Source organism: Azospirillum brasilense (assembly GCF_022023855.1).
In the GTDB taxonomy this organism is placed as follows: Bacteria; Pseudomonadota; Alphaproteobacteria; order Azospirillales; family Azospirillaceae; genus Azospirillum; species Azospirillum brasilense_F.
This window is the reverse complement of sequence record NZ_CP059449.1, coordinates 1,895,645-1,910,872: the sequence shown is the minus strand read 5'-3', so window position 1 is coordinate 1,910,872 and position 15,228 is coordinate 1,895,645. Positions and strand designations below refer to the sequence as shown.

Here is a 15,228-nt window from a genome sequence, read left to right as displayed (position 1 = left end):
TTGGCGCCGCACGCGGAGCGGGTGTATTCGTGCCACCGACAAGGTCATGGCTGGGAAGAGCGAGGGAAACACCGGTATGAGCGACGTCACCATCTACCACAACCCGCGCTGCACCAAGTCGCGCCAGACGCTGGAGCTTCTGAGGTCCAGGGGCGTCGAGCCCACCGTCGTGGAGTATCTGAAGACCCCGCCCGGCCCGGCCGAGCTGAAGGCCATCTTGGCCAAGCTGGGCAAGGGTCCGCGCGACATCCTGCGCGCCAAAGAGGCGGCGGAGGCCGGGATCGCCAAGGATCTCGACGGCGACGCCCTGATCGCCGCATTGTCCGCCAACCCCGCCGCCATCGAGCGGCCCATCGTCGTCACGGGCGACAAGGCCCGCGTGGGCCGTCCGCCGGAAAGCGTTCTGGAGATCCTGTAAGTGACCAATCCCTCCCTGGACCTCACCCCCGCCGACGCGGCGACCGAGCTGCGCACCATCCGCGACCTGATCCGCTACGGCGTCAGCCGCTTCACCGAGGCCGATCTGGATTACGGCCACGGCACCACCAACGCCCATGACGAGGCGGTGTTCATGGTGCTGGAAGGGCTGAGCCTGCCCATCGACCAGCTCGACCCCTATGTGGACGCCCGGCTGACCCTGGCGGAGCGCCGCAAGGTGGCCGACCTGCTGCACGCCCGCGTGGAGACGCGCAAGCCGGCCTCCTACCTGCTGAACAAGGCCTACATCCAGGGCATCCCCTTCTATGTGGACGAGCGGGTGATCGTCCCGCGCTCCTACATCGGGGAGATCCTGTTCTCCGACCTGATCGGCGGCGACGACTTCACGCTGGTGGAGGACCCGACGGAGGTCGAGCGGGTGCTCGACCTCTGCACCGGCTCCGGCTGCCTCGCCATCCTGGCCGCGCAGATCTTCCCGGAGGCCCAGGTGGACGCGGTGGACCTGTCCGCCGACGCGCTGGAGGTGGCCAAGCGCAACGTCGCCGACAGCGGGTTCGAGGACCGCATCGCCCTGCACCACGGCGACCTGTTCGCACCGCTGAAGAACCGCAAGTACGACGTCATCATCACCAACCCGCCCTATGTGGACGCCGAGGCGATGGCCGCCCTGCCGCCGGAGTTCCGCCACGAGCCGGAAATGGCCCTGGCGTCGGGCGAGGACGGGCTGGACATCGTGCGCCGCATCCTGAAGGAGGCGCCCAAGCACCTGACGCCGGAAGGCGGCCTGCTCTGCGAGTTCGGCACGGGCCGCGAGATCCTGGAGGCCGAGTATCCGGACCTCGACTTCTTCTGGGTCGAGACCGCCAACAGCTTCGGCGAGGTCTTCTGGCTGACCCGCGACCAGCTGAAGGCGGGCAAGTAACTGGACCGCTGATCAGACCGTGCGCCGGAGCAGCACGCTTCCCCCCTGGTGCGGCAGCCGCTCGTGCCAGGGGATGTCGGCGCGGCCGATCTCGGCGAAGCCTTCCTTGGCATAGAGTTGGCGGGCGTCGGCGTTGTCGGCCCAGACATGCAGCGTCACCCGGTCGAACCGGCCGCGGCGCGCCCGCTCATAGACCCAGGCGAGAAGCTGGGAGGCGATGCCGCGGCGGCGCCACGCCGGATCGACAGCCAGCGCCGACAGGAAGTAGCTGCCCCAGTCGTGCACCCGGCTGAAATCCTCCATATGAGCCAGCCGGTCGACGGGCAGTCCGGTGTAGTCCTGGGTTTTGATCCAATCCACGGGATAGGCATGGGCGACCCCGACGATCCGCCCTGCCGCCTCCGCCACGCCCGAATGGCGGTGGGAGAAGGACCCCGACGTGCCCGCCAGCCCCGGCACCAGCATCTCCGCCGCCGTCTGGCCGGGCACCAGCCCGTCGAGCAGGAACTCGTAGATGCCGCCGCCGGCCATGTCGATGAGCCGCGCCAGCTCCGGCGCGTCGTCCGGTTCGGCCGGGCGGATGTGGATGCCGTTGTCGTTCATGGCTTCGCGTGTCCTGTCGGATAGAATTTATTGGTTGCCGCCGCCCACATCCCCTCTCCCCTCTGGGGAGAGGGCTAGGGTGAGGGGGTTGCGCGTGTCGTTACGTTCGGCACAAGCACATCCCCCTCACCGGCCCTGCGGGCCACCCTCTCCCCAGAGGGGAGAGGGTTAATGAGCTTCACTCCCCGACTCCATTGACCATGGCCGCCCGTCGCCCTATCCTGACGCCCATGATGGACCGTCACCTTACCCTGGGTCTGCGAATTAGCAGCCCGGTTCTCGTCTGAGAGCCGGGATCTTCGCACGTCTGCAGGTCTGACCCTGCACTCATCGACTCACGATCAGGTAAGAGCGACCCATGTCCACCGTCACGTTGTCCACCGTCACGCTGGCGGCGCCCGCCGCCGAATCCCGTCCGACCGATCCGAACCGCCTCGTCCGCTTCGCCGTGCAGGCCGATGCCGATCCCGGCACCCTGCCACGCGTGCTGGAGCTGTTCGCCAAGCGCGGCCTCGTCCCGCTGTCGCTGAACAGCCGCCTGCTGGGCGAGACGTTGACCGTGGAGGTCGAAATGACCGGCATGGTCGCCGCGGAGTCGAACCACGTCGGCAATTGCCTGCGCCAGATCCCGATGGTCCTGACGGTCGCCGTGACCGAACGGACCCTGCCGCTGGACCTGCCCGCCGCCGCCGAGTGACGGCGACGGCGGGCGTCCGGCGTCAGTCGGACGACGGCGTCCTGGTCTTTTCAGACAACATTTCAGGCGACGGGGGCGGGGCGTCCGAAGCGGGGACGACAGTCTCCTCCGTCGACGTCTCCTCTGTCTCCTTCATCAGCTGGGCGGCCTGCTGCAGCTTACGGAACTGCGCCACCGAGAAGGGCAGGCTCGCCAGATAGGCCAGCCCGAGGAACGCCAGCGTCCACCAGGGCTGGCTGACCAGCGAGGCGGCGAGCAGGCCGACACCGACCAGACCCGGCACCACATACTGGGTCGGCACCCGCATGCCCTTGAAGGAGAAGGTCGGCAGCGTGCTGACCATCAGCCCGCCCATCGCCAGCGTCCAGGGCACCACGACGGCCGGGTGGCCGGCGATGTCCGGCCCGGCCTCGAAGCCGATGACCATGGGAAGAACAGCCAGACCGGCGCCGGCCGGGGCGGGAACCCCGGTGAAGTAATTGAAGGCCCAGGGCGGCAGGTCGACGTCCAGGCGGGAGTTGAAGCGGGCCAGCCGCAGCGCCGCACAGACCGCGTAGGCCATGGCGGCGATCCAGCCCAGGCTGCCGGCGCCGTTCAGCGCCCACAGATACATCAGGAATGCGGGGGCCACGCCGAAGCTGATGACGTCGGACAGGCTGTCCAGTTCCGCGCCGAACTTGCTCTGCCCGTTCAGCAGGCGGGCGATCCGCCCGTCCAACGCGTCGAGGATCGCCGCGATGACGATGCAGACGACCGCCTGCTCCCACCGCTCGTGCATGGCGAAGCGGATGGCCGTCAGGCCGGAGCACAGCGCCAGCACCGTCAGCACGTTGGGCAGAAGATGGTTGATCGACAACCCCTTCAGCCGCGGATGCGGACGGCGCGCACGGCGCTTGCGGAACACTGCCGGCTTGAAGACCGGACGCTTCATCGGCGGACATCCCCCTGCCGTTGCGGTTCGGTGGCGGTCAGGTCGGCCAGCACAGTCTCGCCGCCGATCGCCGTCTGCCCGACGCAGACCAGCGGAACCACGCCGTCCGGCAGATAGACGTCGGTGCGGCTGCCGAATCGGATCAGGCCGAACCGCTCGCCCGCCTTGACCTCCTGGCCGGCCTTCACCCAGTAGAGGATGCGGCGGGCGACGAGGCCGGCGATCTGCACATAGGCAATCTCGCGCCCGTCGGGAAGACGGTGGCGGAAGGCGGCGCGCTCGTTCTCCTCGCTGGCCTTGTCCAGCGCGGCGTTCACGAAGGTGCCCTTGTGATACTCCGCCGCCACCACCGTGCCGTCCGCCGGCACGCGGTTGACGTGCACGTTGAAGACGTTGAGGAAGATGCTGACGCGGGTCAGCGGCTTGTCGCCCATGCCCAGCTCCGGCGGCGGAACCGCGGGAACGATCATGGTCACCCGCCCGTCGGCGGGGCTGACCAGCAGGCCGGGGCGCGTCGGCGTCACGCGATCGGGATCGCGGAAGAAATACACGCACCACAGGGTGAGCACGAGACCCAGCCAGCCCAGCGGCTTCGCCACGGCAAGCCCGAGAATCAGGGAGACCACGGCGAAGGCGGCAATGAAGGGCCAGCCGGCGCGGTGGATCGGAACGACTACGGTATTGAGGGCGGACATCGCCGGTTACTTCAGCCTCGGATCGTTGGAGCGGCGCATTCTAGACAGCATCCCCCGCCCTTTACAGAATTTTAGCAGGGAAGGTGGAGAGTGACGCCACCGACACCACAGGAATGAGCGAGCCCCCGTGTCCGTTCCCGCCGCCCGCCTTCAGGCCATGCCGTCGCTCGCGCAGGTCTCGCAGACCGCCCTGCCCTTCAGCCCCGACACCTTCGTGATGACTCCCGAAGGCGTGCTGGGCATCGCCCAGCCGCCGCGCCCGGCGCGGCTGCACTTCATGGCCGACGGGCTGCCCTTCAGCATCGCCGTCGGCTTCGACGGGGAAAAGTCGCGCTCGCAGGTGTGGGCGGAGATCGGCCACATCCCCTACACCGCCCAGTCGCCGGAGCGGCGGCGCCAGCTCCTGGCGATCCTGCGCGGCATCCAGGATCGGCGGGGAACGCGCTTCCTCGTCCAGGAAGGCCAGAAGATCCTGCTCTTCTCCGAAGCGGAATATGAGGGCCAGGCGACCCCGGAGGATCTGATCCACCAGACGGTGGTCGCGCTCCAGCAGGCGCGCCCCTTCCTGCGCCTGCTCGCCCCCTATCTGTAAGGCCCGGTTCGAAAAAGCTCAGTTCGAGACCGGCAGCGCAAAGATCTGGCCGGGATAGATCAGGTCCGGATCGCGGATCTGGCCGCGGTTGGCCTCGTAGATCAGCGTGTACTGCACGCCGTGCCCGTAGGTGGAGCGGGCGATCCGCCACAGGCTGTTGCCGGGCTGGACGACCATCGATCGGCCGTCCGGCAGGTTGGCCGGAACCTCCGACACCTGAACCGGCAGCTCGACGCGAGCGGTGACCTTGCCCGAGTCGGTGACCTGATCGGCGCGCAACGTGTAGACGCCCGGCGCCACGGCGCGCTCCGGGCGTAGCCGCCATTGACCGTTCGGGTCGGTGTGGGCGCTGCCGACCAGAAGATTGTCGAGATAGAGCTGCACGGCGCTTCCCGGCTGCGCCCGGCCGCCCATGGCGACCCGACCCGAGGCGTCGTAATCCATGCTTTCCAGCGACACTCCCCCCGGCGGCGGCGGGGCCGCCACGCCGCGGGTCGCCGGGGCGGCCGGCCCCTTCGGAGCCTGCAGAATCGTGCTGCCGCCCCGCCCGTCACCCAGCCCATCGCGCGGCATGGCGACGGCCAGCGGACCTGTCGGCGCTTCCGAAGACGCCCCACCAGTGGCGGGCGGCGGGTCGGGCACCACGACCACCACGACGCGCTCCGACGGGGTCGGCTCGGCGGCGGGAGTAGCCTTTTCCGACAGGCTCAGTTCGCGGGCGCCGGGGGCCAGGGGCTGATCGGGAAGAAGGACCCACTCACCGCGCGCGTCGGCGTTGACGGAACCGAGCGCGCGCTCCCCGTCATGGACGGTCACCGACGAGCCCGGCGTGGCGCGCCCGGCCATCACGGTGGCGCCGTCCGGGGCGACGCGCACGATGTCAAAGCGCGGACCGGCGGGCTCCTCCGCGGCCTTCGCCGGGGCGGGCGTGTTGGCCGGAGGCTTGGCCGGGGACACGCTGCCCAGCGCGACGGTTGTTCCGGAACCGGCCGTTCCGGCGCGGGAGACCGGCGCGGGCGCGGGATCGAAGGCCAGATACGCGACAACGGCGGCCGCGGCGACCGTCGCCGCACCGCCGAACAGGAGAGCTTGCTTCACCGGAGCACCGCCGCATCATTGCCGGCAGACACGCCGGCTTGCGGCAGGATAGCAGATTGCGGCGGTGGAACTGAACACCGCCGATGGAGCAGACGCATAGCCGCATCGGAACCCGCGCACCGCCTTCGCGCCGCCGGGTGGTGCTGCCCCATGCTCACGCCTCCCGGCTCACTTCTCCAGCTTGGCGACCGTCTCGGAATGGCGGCTGGAGGACAGGTCCGCTGAGGAAACGCTGGTTTCCGTGGCCTGAACCGTCGTGGCGCCGCCTGCATTCGCCTTGCCCCCGCCGGTCAGAAAGCCGATCCCGCCGCCGAAGCCGAGGAACAGGAACGTGGCCACCGAGATGGCGGCCAGGGCGTTGACGACGCGCGAATCCATAATGATTCCTCCCGATGGGCTGAAGTCCGATGTCCGGGTAGACGCCGCCCCGGCTTTGCTATTCCCTTGCTTTAGGTGACCCCGCCGGGCGCACCGGAACAGTCACCGGAACGTGTACCCAACCGGCGAGAAAGGGTGAGCGATGAGAGCCCCGAATTCCGTCTGCGTCTATTGCGGCTCATCCAGCCGCGTCGCCGCTGTCCACAAAGAGGCCGCCCATATGTTGGGCGACGGGCTCGCCCGGCGGGGCATCCAGCTCGTCTACGGCGGCGGGCGCGTCGGGCTGATGGGCATCGCCGCCGACGCCGCGCTCGCCGCCGGGGGGCAGGTCGTCGGCATCATCCCGGAACACATCCAGGCCGCCGAGATCGAGCACACCGGCCTGACCGAACTGCACGTCGTCGACAGCATGCACACCCGCAAACGCATGATGGTGGACCGGGCCGACGCCTTCGTGGTGCTGCCGGGCGGCCTCGGCACGCTGGACGAGGCGTTCGAGATCCTGACCTGGAAGCAGTTGGGCCTGCACGACAAGCCGGTGGTGATCGTGGATGTGGACGGCTATTGGCGCCCGCTGCTCGGCCTGATCGACCATACGGTGGCGCAGGGTTTCACCCAGCCGGCGCACCGCGCGCTGTACACCGTCGTCGATGACGTGGACGACGTGTTTGCCGCGCTGGCCTATGAACCGGAGCCCACGTTGAAGATTCCCACACAAAAGCTCTGAAAAGACCAAGTGGTAGGACCAGATTGCGCAAATCGCGCCGTTTTCAGCGCGATATCGTCTGTTTTGATGCCCCGCGGTCCTTTCTTTCGGCGGTGCCCCGGTGCTATATAACCGCCATCCGTTTCCGTCCGGGGAACCGGGGCCCGTCTTCGGATGGACGCCCCGGCCCGTGCCCTCGCACAGCGCGCCCGGCGTCCAAGCATAAGACAACCCCTACCCGTTCGGGGAGAACTCGCACCCATGACGAAGATCAAGGTAGCCAATCCGGTCGTCGAACTCGACGGCGACGAGATGACGCGCATCATCTGGCAGTTCATCAAGGACAAGCTGATCCTGCCGTATCTCGACATCGACCTGAAATACTACGATCTCAGCGTCGAGAACCGCGACAAGACGGATGACCGGGTGACGGTCGAGTCCGCCAACGCGATCAAGCAGTACGGCGTCGGCGTCAAGTGCGCGACCATCACCCCGGACGAGGCGCGGGTGACGGAGTTCAATCTCAAGAAGATGTGGAAGTCGCCGAACGGCACGATCCGCAACATCCTGGGCGGCACCGTTTTCCGCGAGCCGATCGTCTGCTCCAACGTTCCGCGCTACGTTCCGGGCTGGACCAAGCCGATCATCATTGGCCGCCATGCCTTCGGCGACCAGTACAAGGCCACCGACTTTGTCGTTCCAGGCAAGGGCAAGCTGACGATCAAGTGGGTGCCGGAAGGCGGCGGCGAGCCGATCGAGCACGAGGTGTACGACTTCCCCGCCTCCGGCGTCGCCATGGGCATGTACAACCTGGACGAGTCGATCGAGGGCTTCGCCCACTCCAGCTTCATGTACGGTCTGGAGCGCGGCTACCCGGTCTATCTGTCCACCAAGAACACGATCCTCAAGGCCTATGACGGGCGCTTCAAGGACATCTTCCAGAAGGTGTTCGACGAGCATTACGCCGCCCAGTTCAAGGCCAAGGGCCTCGTCTACGAGCACCGCCTGATCGACGACATGGTCGCCTCGGCCCTGAAGTGGGAAGGCGGCTTCGTGTGGGCCTGCAAGAACTACGACGGCGACGTGCAGTCGGACATCGTGGCGCAGGGCTTCGGCTCGCTGGGCCTGATGACCTCGGTGCTGATCACGCCGGACGGCAAGACCGTCGAGGCGGAGGCCGCCCACGGCACGGTGACCCGCCACTACCGCGAGCACCAGAAGGGCAAGGAGACCTCCACCAACCCGATCGCCTCGATCTACGCCTGGACGCAGGGCCTGGCCTACCGCGGCAAGTTCGACAACACGCCGGACGTCGTGAAGTTCGCCGAGACGCTGGAGCGCGTCTGCGTCGAGACCGTCGAGTCGGGCTTCATGACCAAGGATCTCGCGATCCTCATCGGTCCGGAGCAGCCCTGGCTGACCACCAAGCAGTTCCTCGACAAGCTGGACGAGAACCTGCAGAAGAAGATGGCCGCCTGGGCGTAACGCGCGTTCCGCGTCAGGTGCGACGACGCGTCCCGGTCAAACGGGACGCCCGGTCGATGTAAGGTTGCGGCGGGGAGTTTCGGCTCCCCGCTTTTTTCTTGCCCGCGCGGTGTGATGCCGGCGCGGACCTGACGAACCGGAATTCGAGACTTTTCCCATGGCCAAGGACATCTTCCGCATCGCCGTGATCGGCGCCGGCGAAACCGGAACGCCCCTGCTGACGCAGCTTCTGGACGCTCCCTTCGTCGAGATTCTCGGCGTCGCCGACCTGGACACCGAGGCGCCCGGCATGCGGCTCGCCCGCGAGCGCGGCGTCGTCACCACGACCGATTTCATGGACCTCGCACGGCTCGGCGAGGCGGTGGACGTGCTGATCGACGTGACCGGCGTGCCGAAGGTGCGCGAGGCGCTGCGCCAGCAGATGCAGGACAGCGGAAACCACCACACGCTGATCGTTCACGAGATGCTGGTGCAGCTCATGCTGTCGCTGCTGAGCGGCCGTCTGGTGCAGTTGAAGCACGAGGTCGAGGAGTACTGACCCCCGCCTTTGTCCAGCTCCCCCTTTCCTGCGAGCCGCCGCGCCACCACATCCACGCGGCGACGATGAAAGAGGGAGTTGGGACAGGTCATGGACACGAAGGACCCGGCACGGGCGTCCGCGCTGCTCAAAAAGCTGCACGGACGCATGACCGGCGACAAGCCGACGCTGGGGGAGGTCCTGGGCCATCTCGGCGACCGGGCGCCGGGTTTTCTGCTGCTGGCGCTGGCGATCCCGGCCGTGGTGCCGACGCCGGGGCTGCCGGCGGGCCTGATCTTCGGCACGGTGCTGGCGCTGGTGGCCATCCAGATGATCGTCGGCCGCGACCGGCTGGAGGTGCCGGGCTGGATCGGGCGCCGCCGTGTGGCGCGTACCACGCTTGAAAAGATCGTGGAGAAGGGAACACCGCTGGTCGAGCGGCTGGAGGCCCGGCTGCGCACGCGCTGGCCGTCGCTGACTCACCGGGGGGTGCTGCGGCCGCTGGGCCTCTTCGTGCTGGTGATGGGCGTTCTGATCGCCCTGCCCATCCCGTTCGGCAACACCCTGCCCGGTCTGGCGGTGCTGGTAATCGCGCTGGGGCTGATCGTGAAGGACGGTCTGGCGGTCGCCGCCGGTCTGGGTCTGGGCGTGGCGGCGGCGGGTGTCTCGGCGATGCTGATCGCCGGAAGCTGGTGGGCGATCACCGCGGCGCCCATCTGACCGGCGCTCCTCTTACGGCCGCCGATCCGGTCGCCGTGTCGGGCGGGCGCCCGCATGAAGAGCGCCCGAAATCCGGAAATCCAGCGGAGAAATCCGGCGGAGTCTAGGCGGCGCCGACGTTGCGCTCACCGGTGTTGCGGTCTTCGTCGCGCTTCTTGCCGGAGGACGCCGGCTGGTAAGCCACCGCCGCGTGCTCGGCGCAGTAAGGCAGACCGGGCAGCGAGGGCTTGCCGCAGAAATGGAAGTCCTGGTGCTTCGGATCGCCGACCGGCCATTTGCACATGCGCTCGGTCAAGGCGAGGATCGTCGCGCCGCGGGTCGGCTTCTTCTTGATCGGCGACGGGCGTCCCGACAAGCCGAGTCGGTGCGCCTTTCCGATCACCGCGTTGCGGGTGATGTCGCCCAGGATGTCCGCGATTTCACTCGCGCTCAGCCCCTGGGCCCAGAGGTCCTTAAGCTGCTGAACCCGTTCGTCCGTCCAACTCATCCCCTGTCTCCCGTGGTCCGGTAACCGGTGACTTGGTTAACCAATATACCTTCCGACCAGACGGCCGTTTTCCATAAGGCGCAATATTTTGTGCCCAACGACGGCCAACCTACCAGATGGCCGGATAGAGGGATAGGGGGCTTGCGCAACATTCCTGTGCATAAGTCTGTGGGTGTTATGAGTTCAACGCGCCGTACACCTCCTCGGCTATGGCCGAAAGGGTTACTCGATCGAGGTCACCCGTTACCGCCCACGCCAAACCGTTGTCCCGCCAGTAGAAAGCCTGAACGTTGCCGTCTTGGGCAAACCGGAAGGAGGTGTCGGGCGCATCCGAGGCCGGCCGGATGTAGAGGGTGATGCGGCGACCGGCCGCATCCTGGTACATGAGCTGGGCCGCCGGCCCCCGCGCGTCGGACAGCAGCCGACCACCCACCAGATCGTAACCCTTGTCGGCAAGCCGCGGCGCTTGCAGGGGCTTGCCCAGGCGCTTGGACAGCCAGCCCACCAGATGCGCCTCCTGGTCGGCCCCGACCTCCACGGGATGGCGGACCTCCACCGCGAAGACCCGGTGCGCCGCCACCGCGTCGGCGACGAAGGCCGCCCCGCCGCCGCCCGCCCCGCCCGACCAGCCGCGCAGCCACCAGCCCCCCGCCCCGCCGGCGACGAACACCAGCAGGACCGCCGCGGCGGCCAGCGCCGGAAGCCAGCGCCGCGGGCGCACCGCCGGCCGGCCGGCGCGGCCGTAGGGCGGCACCAGGGCCGCCGGCAACGGCCGGTCGATCAACGGGCCGAAGGTTCCCTGGAGCATCGCCCGCTGGGCGCGGTAGCGCTCAAAGCGGCGGGCCAGATCGGGGTTGCCCGCCAGATGGCGCTCGACCTCGCCGCGCCGCTCCTCCGGCAATTCGCCGTCCAGCCAAGCGTGCAGCTCGGCCTCGGTCACCGGGACGTCCGGTTCGGTGTCCATCACTTGATCCTCCTCACCGCCTGCTCCATCCCGCCGTCCAGCAGGACGCGCAGCCGTTCCCGGGCGCGGGCCAGCCGCGACATGACGGTTCCCACCGGAACCCCCAGCACCTCGGCCGCCTCGCGGTAGGACAGCCCTTCCAGCCCGGTCAGCAGCAGCACGGCCCGATGCTCCTCCGACAGCTGGTTGAAGGCGCGCACGAAATCCCGCACCTCCGCCCGGTCGGCGGGTGCGGCGCTGAGCGCCAGATCGTTGGCGAGATCCTCCACCGGCACCTCCGGCCCGCGGCGGCGGCGCCAGCGCAGACCGGAGACGTGCAGGTTGTGCAGGATCGACAGCAGCCAGCCGCCGAGCCGGGTGACGTCCCGCAGCGTGTGCCGGTTGGCCAGCGCCTTCTCGATGCAGTCCTGCACGAGGTCGTCGGCATCGGACAGGTTGCCGGCCAGAGCGGCGGCGTAGCGGCGCAGCCGCGGCACCTGCGCGGCAATGGCCCGCTCGTCCACTGCGCCGCTGGTTGGGGCGCCATTGGCTGGGGGGCCGTTCCCTGAAGGAAGGTCGGGGGGCGGCTTTGGCAGAGGCATGCGGCGGCGCTCCCCTTGGAAGGATGTCCTGCCCGTCTGGACGCCCGGCCGGGGACGATTATTCCCCCGCTTCGCGGCTTACGTTGCCGAGAAGCCGGACTTGCCGTCGAAGTTGCACAGGTTCTCGGTCTGGGTGAAATCCAGACCGGCGCGGGCAAGACCCGACAGAAGCTCGACGATGTCGGGGTGGCCGACCGCCACGCCCTCCGGCGCCAGGAAGCGGCAGCGCCAGTGGTCGGTGCAGAAGACGCCGATGTTGCTCTCCGGCCAGACCTTCTGCGAGCGGTTGGAGATGCTGGACAGCCGCAGCGCCGGTGTGCCCACCGGCAGCACCAGCCCGGCCAGCTCGTCCGGGTTGCCACCCGGCCAGTGCAGGAACACGTCCACCCCCACCAGCTCCTTCACCGCCTTGCGGCGGGGAGACAGGCGCACCCCGGACTCATAGGCGGGCCGCGCGGTGACGGCGTAGCCGACGGTGGGCAGAGTCACCGGCATCTGGCCCAGCCGCTCCACCACCGCGTCGGCGAAGGCGTGGGTGCCGACGCGCTGGCGGCTGACCCCGCGGTTGAAGATGTCCACGGTGTGGACGCCGTCCTCGATGGTCTTGAGCCAGGCGTTGTGGATCCGCGCCGCCACGTCGCCCTGCCCGATGTGGACCAGCATCATCACCGCGGCCATCAGCAGCCCCGACGGGTTGGCGATCCCCTGACCCGCGATCATCGGAGCCGAGCCGTGGATCGCCTCGAACATGGCGCAGGCGTCGCCGATGTTGGCGGAGCCGGCCAGCCCAACCGAGCCGGTGATCTGGGCGGCGATGTCGGACACGATGTCGCCGTACAGGTTCAGCGTCACGATTACGTCGAAGCGCTCCGGCTGGTCGGCCAGACGGGCAGCGCCGATGTCGACGATCAGGTGGTCGGCCTTGATCTCCGGAAATTCGGCGGCGATCTCGTTGAATATCTTCAGGAACAGGCCATCCGTCATTTTCATGACGTTGTCCTTGACGAAGGCCGTCACCTTGCGCCGTTGGTTGGCGCGGGCGTAGTCGAAGGCGTAGCGCACGATGCGCTCCGACCCCGGCCGGGAGATCAGCTTGACCGATTGGATCACCTCGTCGGTCTGGCGATGCTCGATCCCGGCGTAGAGGTCCTCCTCGTTCTCGCGGATGATGACCACGTCCATGCGCGGGTGCCGCGTGCGGACATAGGGATGGTGCGACACGCAGGGCCGCACGTTGGCGAACAGCCCCAGCGTGGTGCGCGCGGTGACGTTCAGCGACTTGTTGCCATAGCCCTGGGGCGTGGTGATCGGCCCCTTCAGGAAGACGCGGGTGCGGCGGATCGACCCCCAGCCGGCGGCGTCCAGCCCACCCAGATGGCCGCGGCGGTAGACCTGCTCGCCCGCCGGCACCTCCTCCACCTTCAGGCGGGCGCCGGCAGCCTCCATCACGTGAAGCACCGCGTCGGTGATCTCCGGACCGATGCCGTCGCCGCGGGCGACCGTGATGGGGGTGGTTTCGCGCATCCATTCACTCCTGGGGGAACCCTCGAAGGAACGAAGCCGGAGGGACCGCGGCGACCCTAGACGAAATCAGGCCCGGAGTTCAATGGCCGGTGCTTTTTTCCACCTGCAAAGCCGGGACCATTGATGCGGCGACTTGACGCTGATCTGCAATGCTTGCGTTTTCCCCATGGCGGCAATGGCAAAACGGTGGGGGCATCCGCCGGGTTGGGCTTCTATCTTCCCGCACCCTTCGACCTTGCGACAAGCCACGATGCTGCAATCGCTCCCCCGCACCTCCCCCAACTCGCTTCTCGAACAGGGCCTGATCCGCGCCCTGAAGTCCTTCAACGGGCTGCTGCACGTCGTCCTGGCGATCGCCCTGGTCGCGGCGAGCGCCATGGTGGTCTGGGAATTCTTCGTGGAGGCCTGGGCGGCCTTTCAGAAGGACCAGCTGGCGCTCGGCTTCCTGCACGCGCTCGGCGTGCTGTTCATCGTCTGGACGCTGTCCGCGCTGATCTCCGCGGAGGTTGACTATGTGCGTACCAACCGCTTCCACCTGCGGGTCTTCCTGGAGGTCGCGATGATCACGCTGCTGCGTCAACTGATCGTGCGCCCGGTTCAGGCGGTGGCGGGCGACGTGCAGACCGGCGACTGGTCCAGCCTGTGGCAGTACGGCCTTCTGCTCGCCGGCCTCATTACAGTCGCCATCGCCCACCGCCTGATCGGCGACGAGGACGCTTTGAAAGGCTGAGCGCATCCGGCGGCTCAGCCCTCGCGCCCCACGGTCTGGATAACCTCGAAGCCCTCGAACTGCGGCGGGCCGAGATACAGCGGCTTGCGGTCGCCCGCCCCGCGATGGGCGGCGCGGAACTCCTCCGAGCGGGTCCAGGCCTGGAAATGCGCCTCCGACTCCCAGACGGTGTGGGAGGAGTAGAGGCGGTGGTCCTCGTAGCGCGGGCCGCGCAGCATGTGGAACTCCACGAAGCCCGGGACCGTGTTCAGATGGACCTCGCGGTTCAGCCAGACCTCCTCGAAGTCCTGCTCCGAGTCCGGGCGCACGCGGAAACGGTTCATGGCGATGTACATGGCGGAGCCTCCCGATGCCGTCCCTAGAAAGCCGAGTCTTCACGCTGGACCTTCAAAGTGACGGCGGAGGCCCGCCCCGTCAACCGCTCCCGGCCGTCAGATCTCGCCCTTGGCCAGCGCGCTGTGCAGGCGTCCGATGGTGTCGGCCAGGTTGGCGCCCAGATCCTTTGCCACCTTGTCCCAAGGCATGGCAGTCCAAGCGCCCTGATCCGCGCACTTCTTGCAGGCGCTCCGGGTTCCCGACCCGATGTTCACTTCCTTGGGTGAGCGGACGGCCACGTATTCCTTGTATGCCTCTTCCGCAGGCTCCGCCTTCGACAGCTTGCCTTTCAGGATCTTGTCGTACAGCTCGACATTTTCGAGCGACATTTCCTGCTTGGCGATCTTGTTCAGAAGCTTGAACCAGTATGGTGACTTGAAGTAGCCGTCGATGGTCTTCGGCAGGCCGTCGAACCGCTCCAGATCCGTCACGACGCTGCCGGCGATCTTATTCAACGACGCCACCATGTCGGCGCAGGCCTCGGCGTAAACCGCGTCGCCGTCCTGCTTGGCCGCCTTGCCCGCCGCGTCGAGCGTGGGGATGTAGCTGCTTGCCGCGGATTGGAAGGCACGGGCGTGCTTTTGCGCATCCTGCACGGTCGTGGCGGCATCGTAGCTCTTCAGCGCACCTTCCAGGCCGGTCGAGCTGATCTTGCTGAACAGCTTGCCGAAACGGCTCTTGGGATCGGGCTTCTTCTTGCCCGTCGTCTTCTCGAAGCGGTCCTTCGCCTTCTTCCAGGACGCCAGATAGGATTTCGCCACGGTCAACCCTCCATTCGAACACGA

The 15,228-nt window shown here is 67.8% G+C and carries 20 protein-coding genes; 9 read left to right on the top strand and 11 right to left on the bottom strand.

Going from position 1 to position 15,228, the window contains the following annotated elements; all coding sequences use genetic code 11:
- Positions 1 to 76 precede the first annotated feature (76 nt).
- The gene (arsC, locus tag H1Q64_RS09085) at positions 77 to 418 is read left to right on the top strand and encodes an arsenate reductase (glutaredoxin) (protein ID WP_237903229.1); all 342 of its coding nucleotides are present in this window, start codon (positions 77 to 79) and stop codon (positions 416 to 418) included.
- Complete coding sequence (gene prmB, locus H1Q64_RS09080; RefSeq protein WP_237903228.1) at positions 419 to 1,360, top strand: 50S ribosomal protein L3 N(5)-glutamine methyltransferase; 942 nt, start codon at positions 419 to 421, stop codon at positions 1,358 to 1,360. It abuts the gene before it with no gap.
- A gap of 12 nt (positions 1,361 to 1,372) precedes the next feature.
- Here prmB and H1Q64_RS09075 read toward each other — a convergent pair whose 3' ends face one another.
- Positions 1,373 to 1,963, bottom strand: coding sequence for a GNAT family N-acetyltransferase (locus H1Q64_RS09075; protein ID WP_237903227.1), 591 nt, complete (start codon positions 1,961 to 1,963; stop codon positions 1,373 to 1,375).
- 358 nt (positions 1,964 to 2,321) lie between these two features.
- Here H1Q64_RS09075 and H1Q64_RS09070 point away from each other — a divergent pair, with 358 nt between their 5' ends.
- Entirely contained in the window at positions 2,322 to 2,660 is a 339-nt protein-coding gene (locus tag H1Q64_RS09070) for a hypothetical protein (RefSeq protein WP_237903226.1), read from the top strand.
- Positions 2,661 to 2,682: 22 nt separating this feature from the next.
- On the opposite strand, the gene pssA is transcribed toward H1Q64_RS09070, so the two are convergent.
- Together pssA and H1Q64_RS09060 are read right to left on the bottom strand one after the other, a co-directional pair.
- On the bottom strand, positions 2,683 to 3,591 hold the full coding sequence (gene pssA / locus H1Q64_RS09065; RefSeq protein ID WP_237903225.1) for a CDP-diacylglycerol--serine O-phosphatidyltransferase: 909 nt from the start codon (positions 3,589 to 3,591) through the stop codon (positions 2,683 to 2,685).
- Entirely contained in the window at positions 3,588 to 4,286 is a 699-nt protein-coding gene (locus H1Q64_RS09060) for a phosphatidylserine decarboxylase (protein WP_014240934.1), read from the bottom strand. Before H1Q64_RS09060 ends, pssA begins: the two co-directional genes overlap by 4 nt.
- 127 nt (positions 4,287 to 4,413) lie before the next feature.
- Here H1Q64_RS09060 and H1Q64_RS09055 point away from each other — a divergent pair, with 127 nt between their 5' ends.
- The gene (locus H1Q64_RS09055; RefSeq protein WP_149163256.1) at positions 4,414 to 4,878 is read left to right on the top strand and encodes a hypothetical protein; all 465 of its coding nucleotides are present in this window, start codon (positions 4,414 to 4,416) and stop codon (positions 4,876 to 4,878) included.
- Between the two features lie 18 nt (positions 4,879 to 4,896).
- Here H1Q64_RS09055 and H1Q64_RS09050 read toward each other — a convergent pair whose 3' ends face one another.
- Together H1Q64_RS09050 and H1Q64_RS09045 are read right to left on the bottom strand one after the other, a co-directional pair.
- A complete protein-coding gene (locus H1Q64_RS09050) occupies positions 4,897 to 5,976 on the bottom strand; it encodes a LysM peptidoglycan-binding domain-containing protein (RefSeq protein ID WP_237903224.1) in 1,080 nt (359 codons plus the stop codon).
- A 168-nt stretch (positions 5,977 to 6,144) separates the two neighbouring features.
- Entirely contained in the window at positions 6,145 to 6,354 is a 210-nt protein-coding gene (locus H1Q64_RS09045) for a hypothetical protein (protein WP_237903223.1), read from the bottom strand.
- A 142-nt stretch (positions 6,355 to 6,496) separates the two neighbouring features.
- Here H1Q64_RS09045 and H1Q64_RS09040 point away from each other — a divergent pair, with 142 nt between their 5' ends.
- The 4 genes from H1Q64_RS09040 (at position 6,497) to H1Q64_RS09025 (ending at position 9,782) form a co-directional block, all read left to right on the top strand.
- The gene (locus H1Q64_RS09040) at positions 6,497 to 7,081 is read left to right on the top strand and encodes a TIGR00730 family Rossman fold protein (protein WP_237903222.1); all 585 of its coding nucleotides are present in this window, start codon (positions 6,497 to 6,499) and stop codon (positions 7,079 to 7,081) included.
- A 240-nt stretch (positions 7,082 to 7,321) separates the two neighbouring features.
- The gene (locus tag H1Q64_RS09035) at positions 7,322 to 8,545 is read left to right on the top strand and encodes an NADP-dependent isocitrate dehydrogenase (RefSeq protein WP_237903221.1); all 1,224 of its coding nucleotides are present in this window, start codon (positions 7,322 to 7,324) and stop codon (positions 8,543 to 8,545) included.
- Positions 8,546 to 8,702: 157 nt separating this feature from the next.
- A complete protein-coding gene (locus H1Q64_RS09030) occupies positions 8,703 to 9,083 on the top strand; it encodes an oxidoreductase (RefSeq protein ID WP_237903220.1) in 381 nt (126 codons plus the stop codon).
- A 90-nt stretch (positions 9,084 to 9,173) separates the two neighbouring features.
- Entirely contained in the window at positions 9,174 to 9,782 is a 609-nt protein-coding gene (locus tag H1Q64_RS09025) for an exopolysaccharide biosynthesis protein (protein ID WP_237903219.1), read from the top strand.
- 103 nt (positions 9,783 to 9,885) lie between these two features.
- Here H1Q64_RS09025 and H1Q64_RS09020 read toward each other — a convergent pair whose 3' ends face one another.
- The 4 genes from H1Q64_RS09020 to H1Q64_RS09005 all read right to left on the bottom strand — a co-directional run bounded on the left by H1Q64_RS09020 (position 9,886) and on the right by H1Q64_RS09005 (position 13,338).
- Complete coding sequence (locus H1Q64_RS09020; protein ID WP_014240942.1) at positions 9,886 to 10,269, bottom strand: GcrA family cell cycle regulator; 384 nt, start codon at positions 10,267 to 10,269, stop codon at positions 9,886 to 9,888.
- Positions 10,270 to 10,444: 175 nt separating this feature from the next.
- The gene (locus H1Q64_RS09015; protein ID WP_237903218.1) at positions 10,445 to 11,233 is read right to left on the bottom strand and encodes an anti-sigma factor family protein; all 789 of its coding nucleotides are present in this window, start codon (positions 11,231 to 11,233) and stop codon (positions 10,445 to 10,447) included.
- On the bottom strand, positions 11,233 to 11,814 hold the full coding sequence (locus tag H1Q64_RS09010; protein ID WP_237903217.1) for an RNA polymerase sigma factor: 582 nt from the start codon (positions 11,812 to 11,814) through the stop codon (positions 11,233 to 11,235). Before H1Q64_RS09010 ends, H1Q64_RS09015 begins: the two co-directional genes overlap by 1 nt.
- Positions 11,815 to 11,892: 78 nt before the next feature.
- Positions 11,893 to 13,338: an NADP-dependent isocitrate dehydrogenase gene (locus tag H1Q64_RS09005; protein ID WP_237903216.1), complete on the bottom strand. Its 1,446-nt coding sequence runs from the start codon at positions 13,336 to 13,338 to the stop codon at positions 11,893 to 11,895.
- Between the two features lie 250 nt (positions 13,339 to 13,588).
- Between H1Q64_RS09005 and H1Q64_RS09000 the strand changes: the two genes are divergently transcribed.
- Entirely contained in the window at positions 13,589 to 14,068 is a 480-nt protein-coding gene (locus H1Q64_RS09000; RefSeq protein WP_237903215.1) for a phosphate-starvation-inducible PsiE family protein, read from the top strand.
- A 14-nt stretch (positions 14,069 to 14,082) separates the two neighbouring features.
- Here H1Q64_RS09000 and H1Q64_RS08995 read toward each other — a convergent pair whose 3' ends face one another.
- A complete protein-coding gene (locus H1Q64_RS08995; RefSeq protein ID WP_014240947.1) occupies positions 14,083 to 14,403 on the bottom strand; it encodes an antibiotic biosynthesis monooxygenase family protein in 321 nt (106 codons plus the stop codon).
- Positions 14,404 to 14,499: 96 nt separating this feature from the next.
- On the bottom strand, positions 14,500 to 15,204 hold the full coding sequence (locus H1Q64_RS08990) for a hypothetical protein (RefSeq protein WP_237903214.1): 705 nt from the start codon (positions 15,202 to 15,204) through the stop codon (positions 14,500 to 14,502).
- Positions 15,205 to 15,228: the final 24 nt, after the last annotated feature.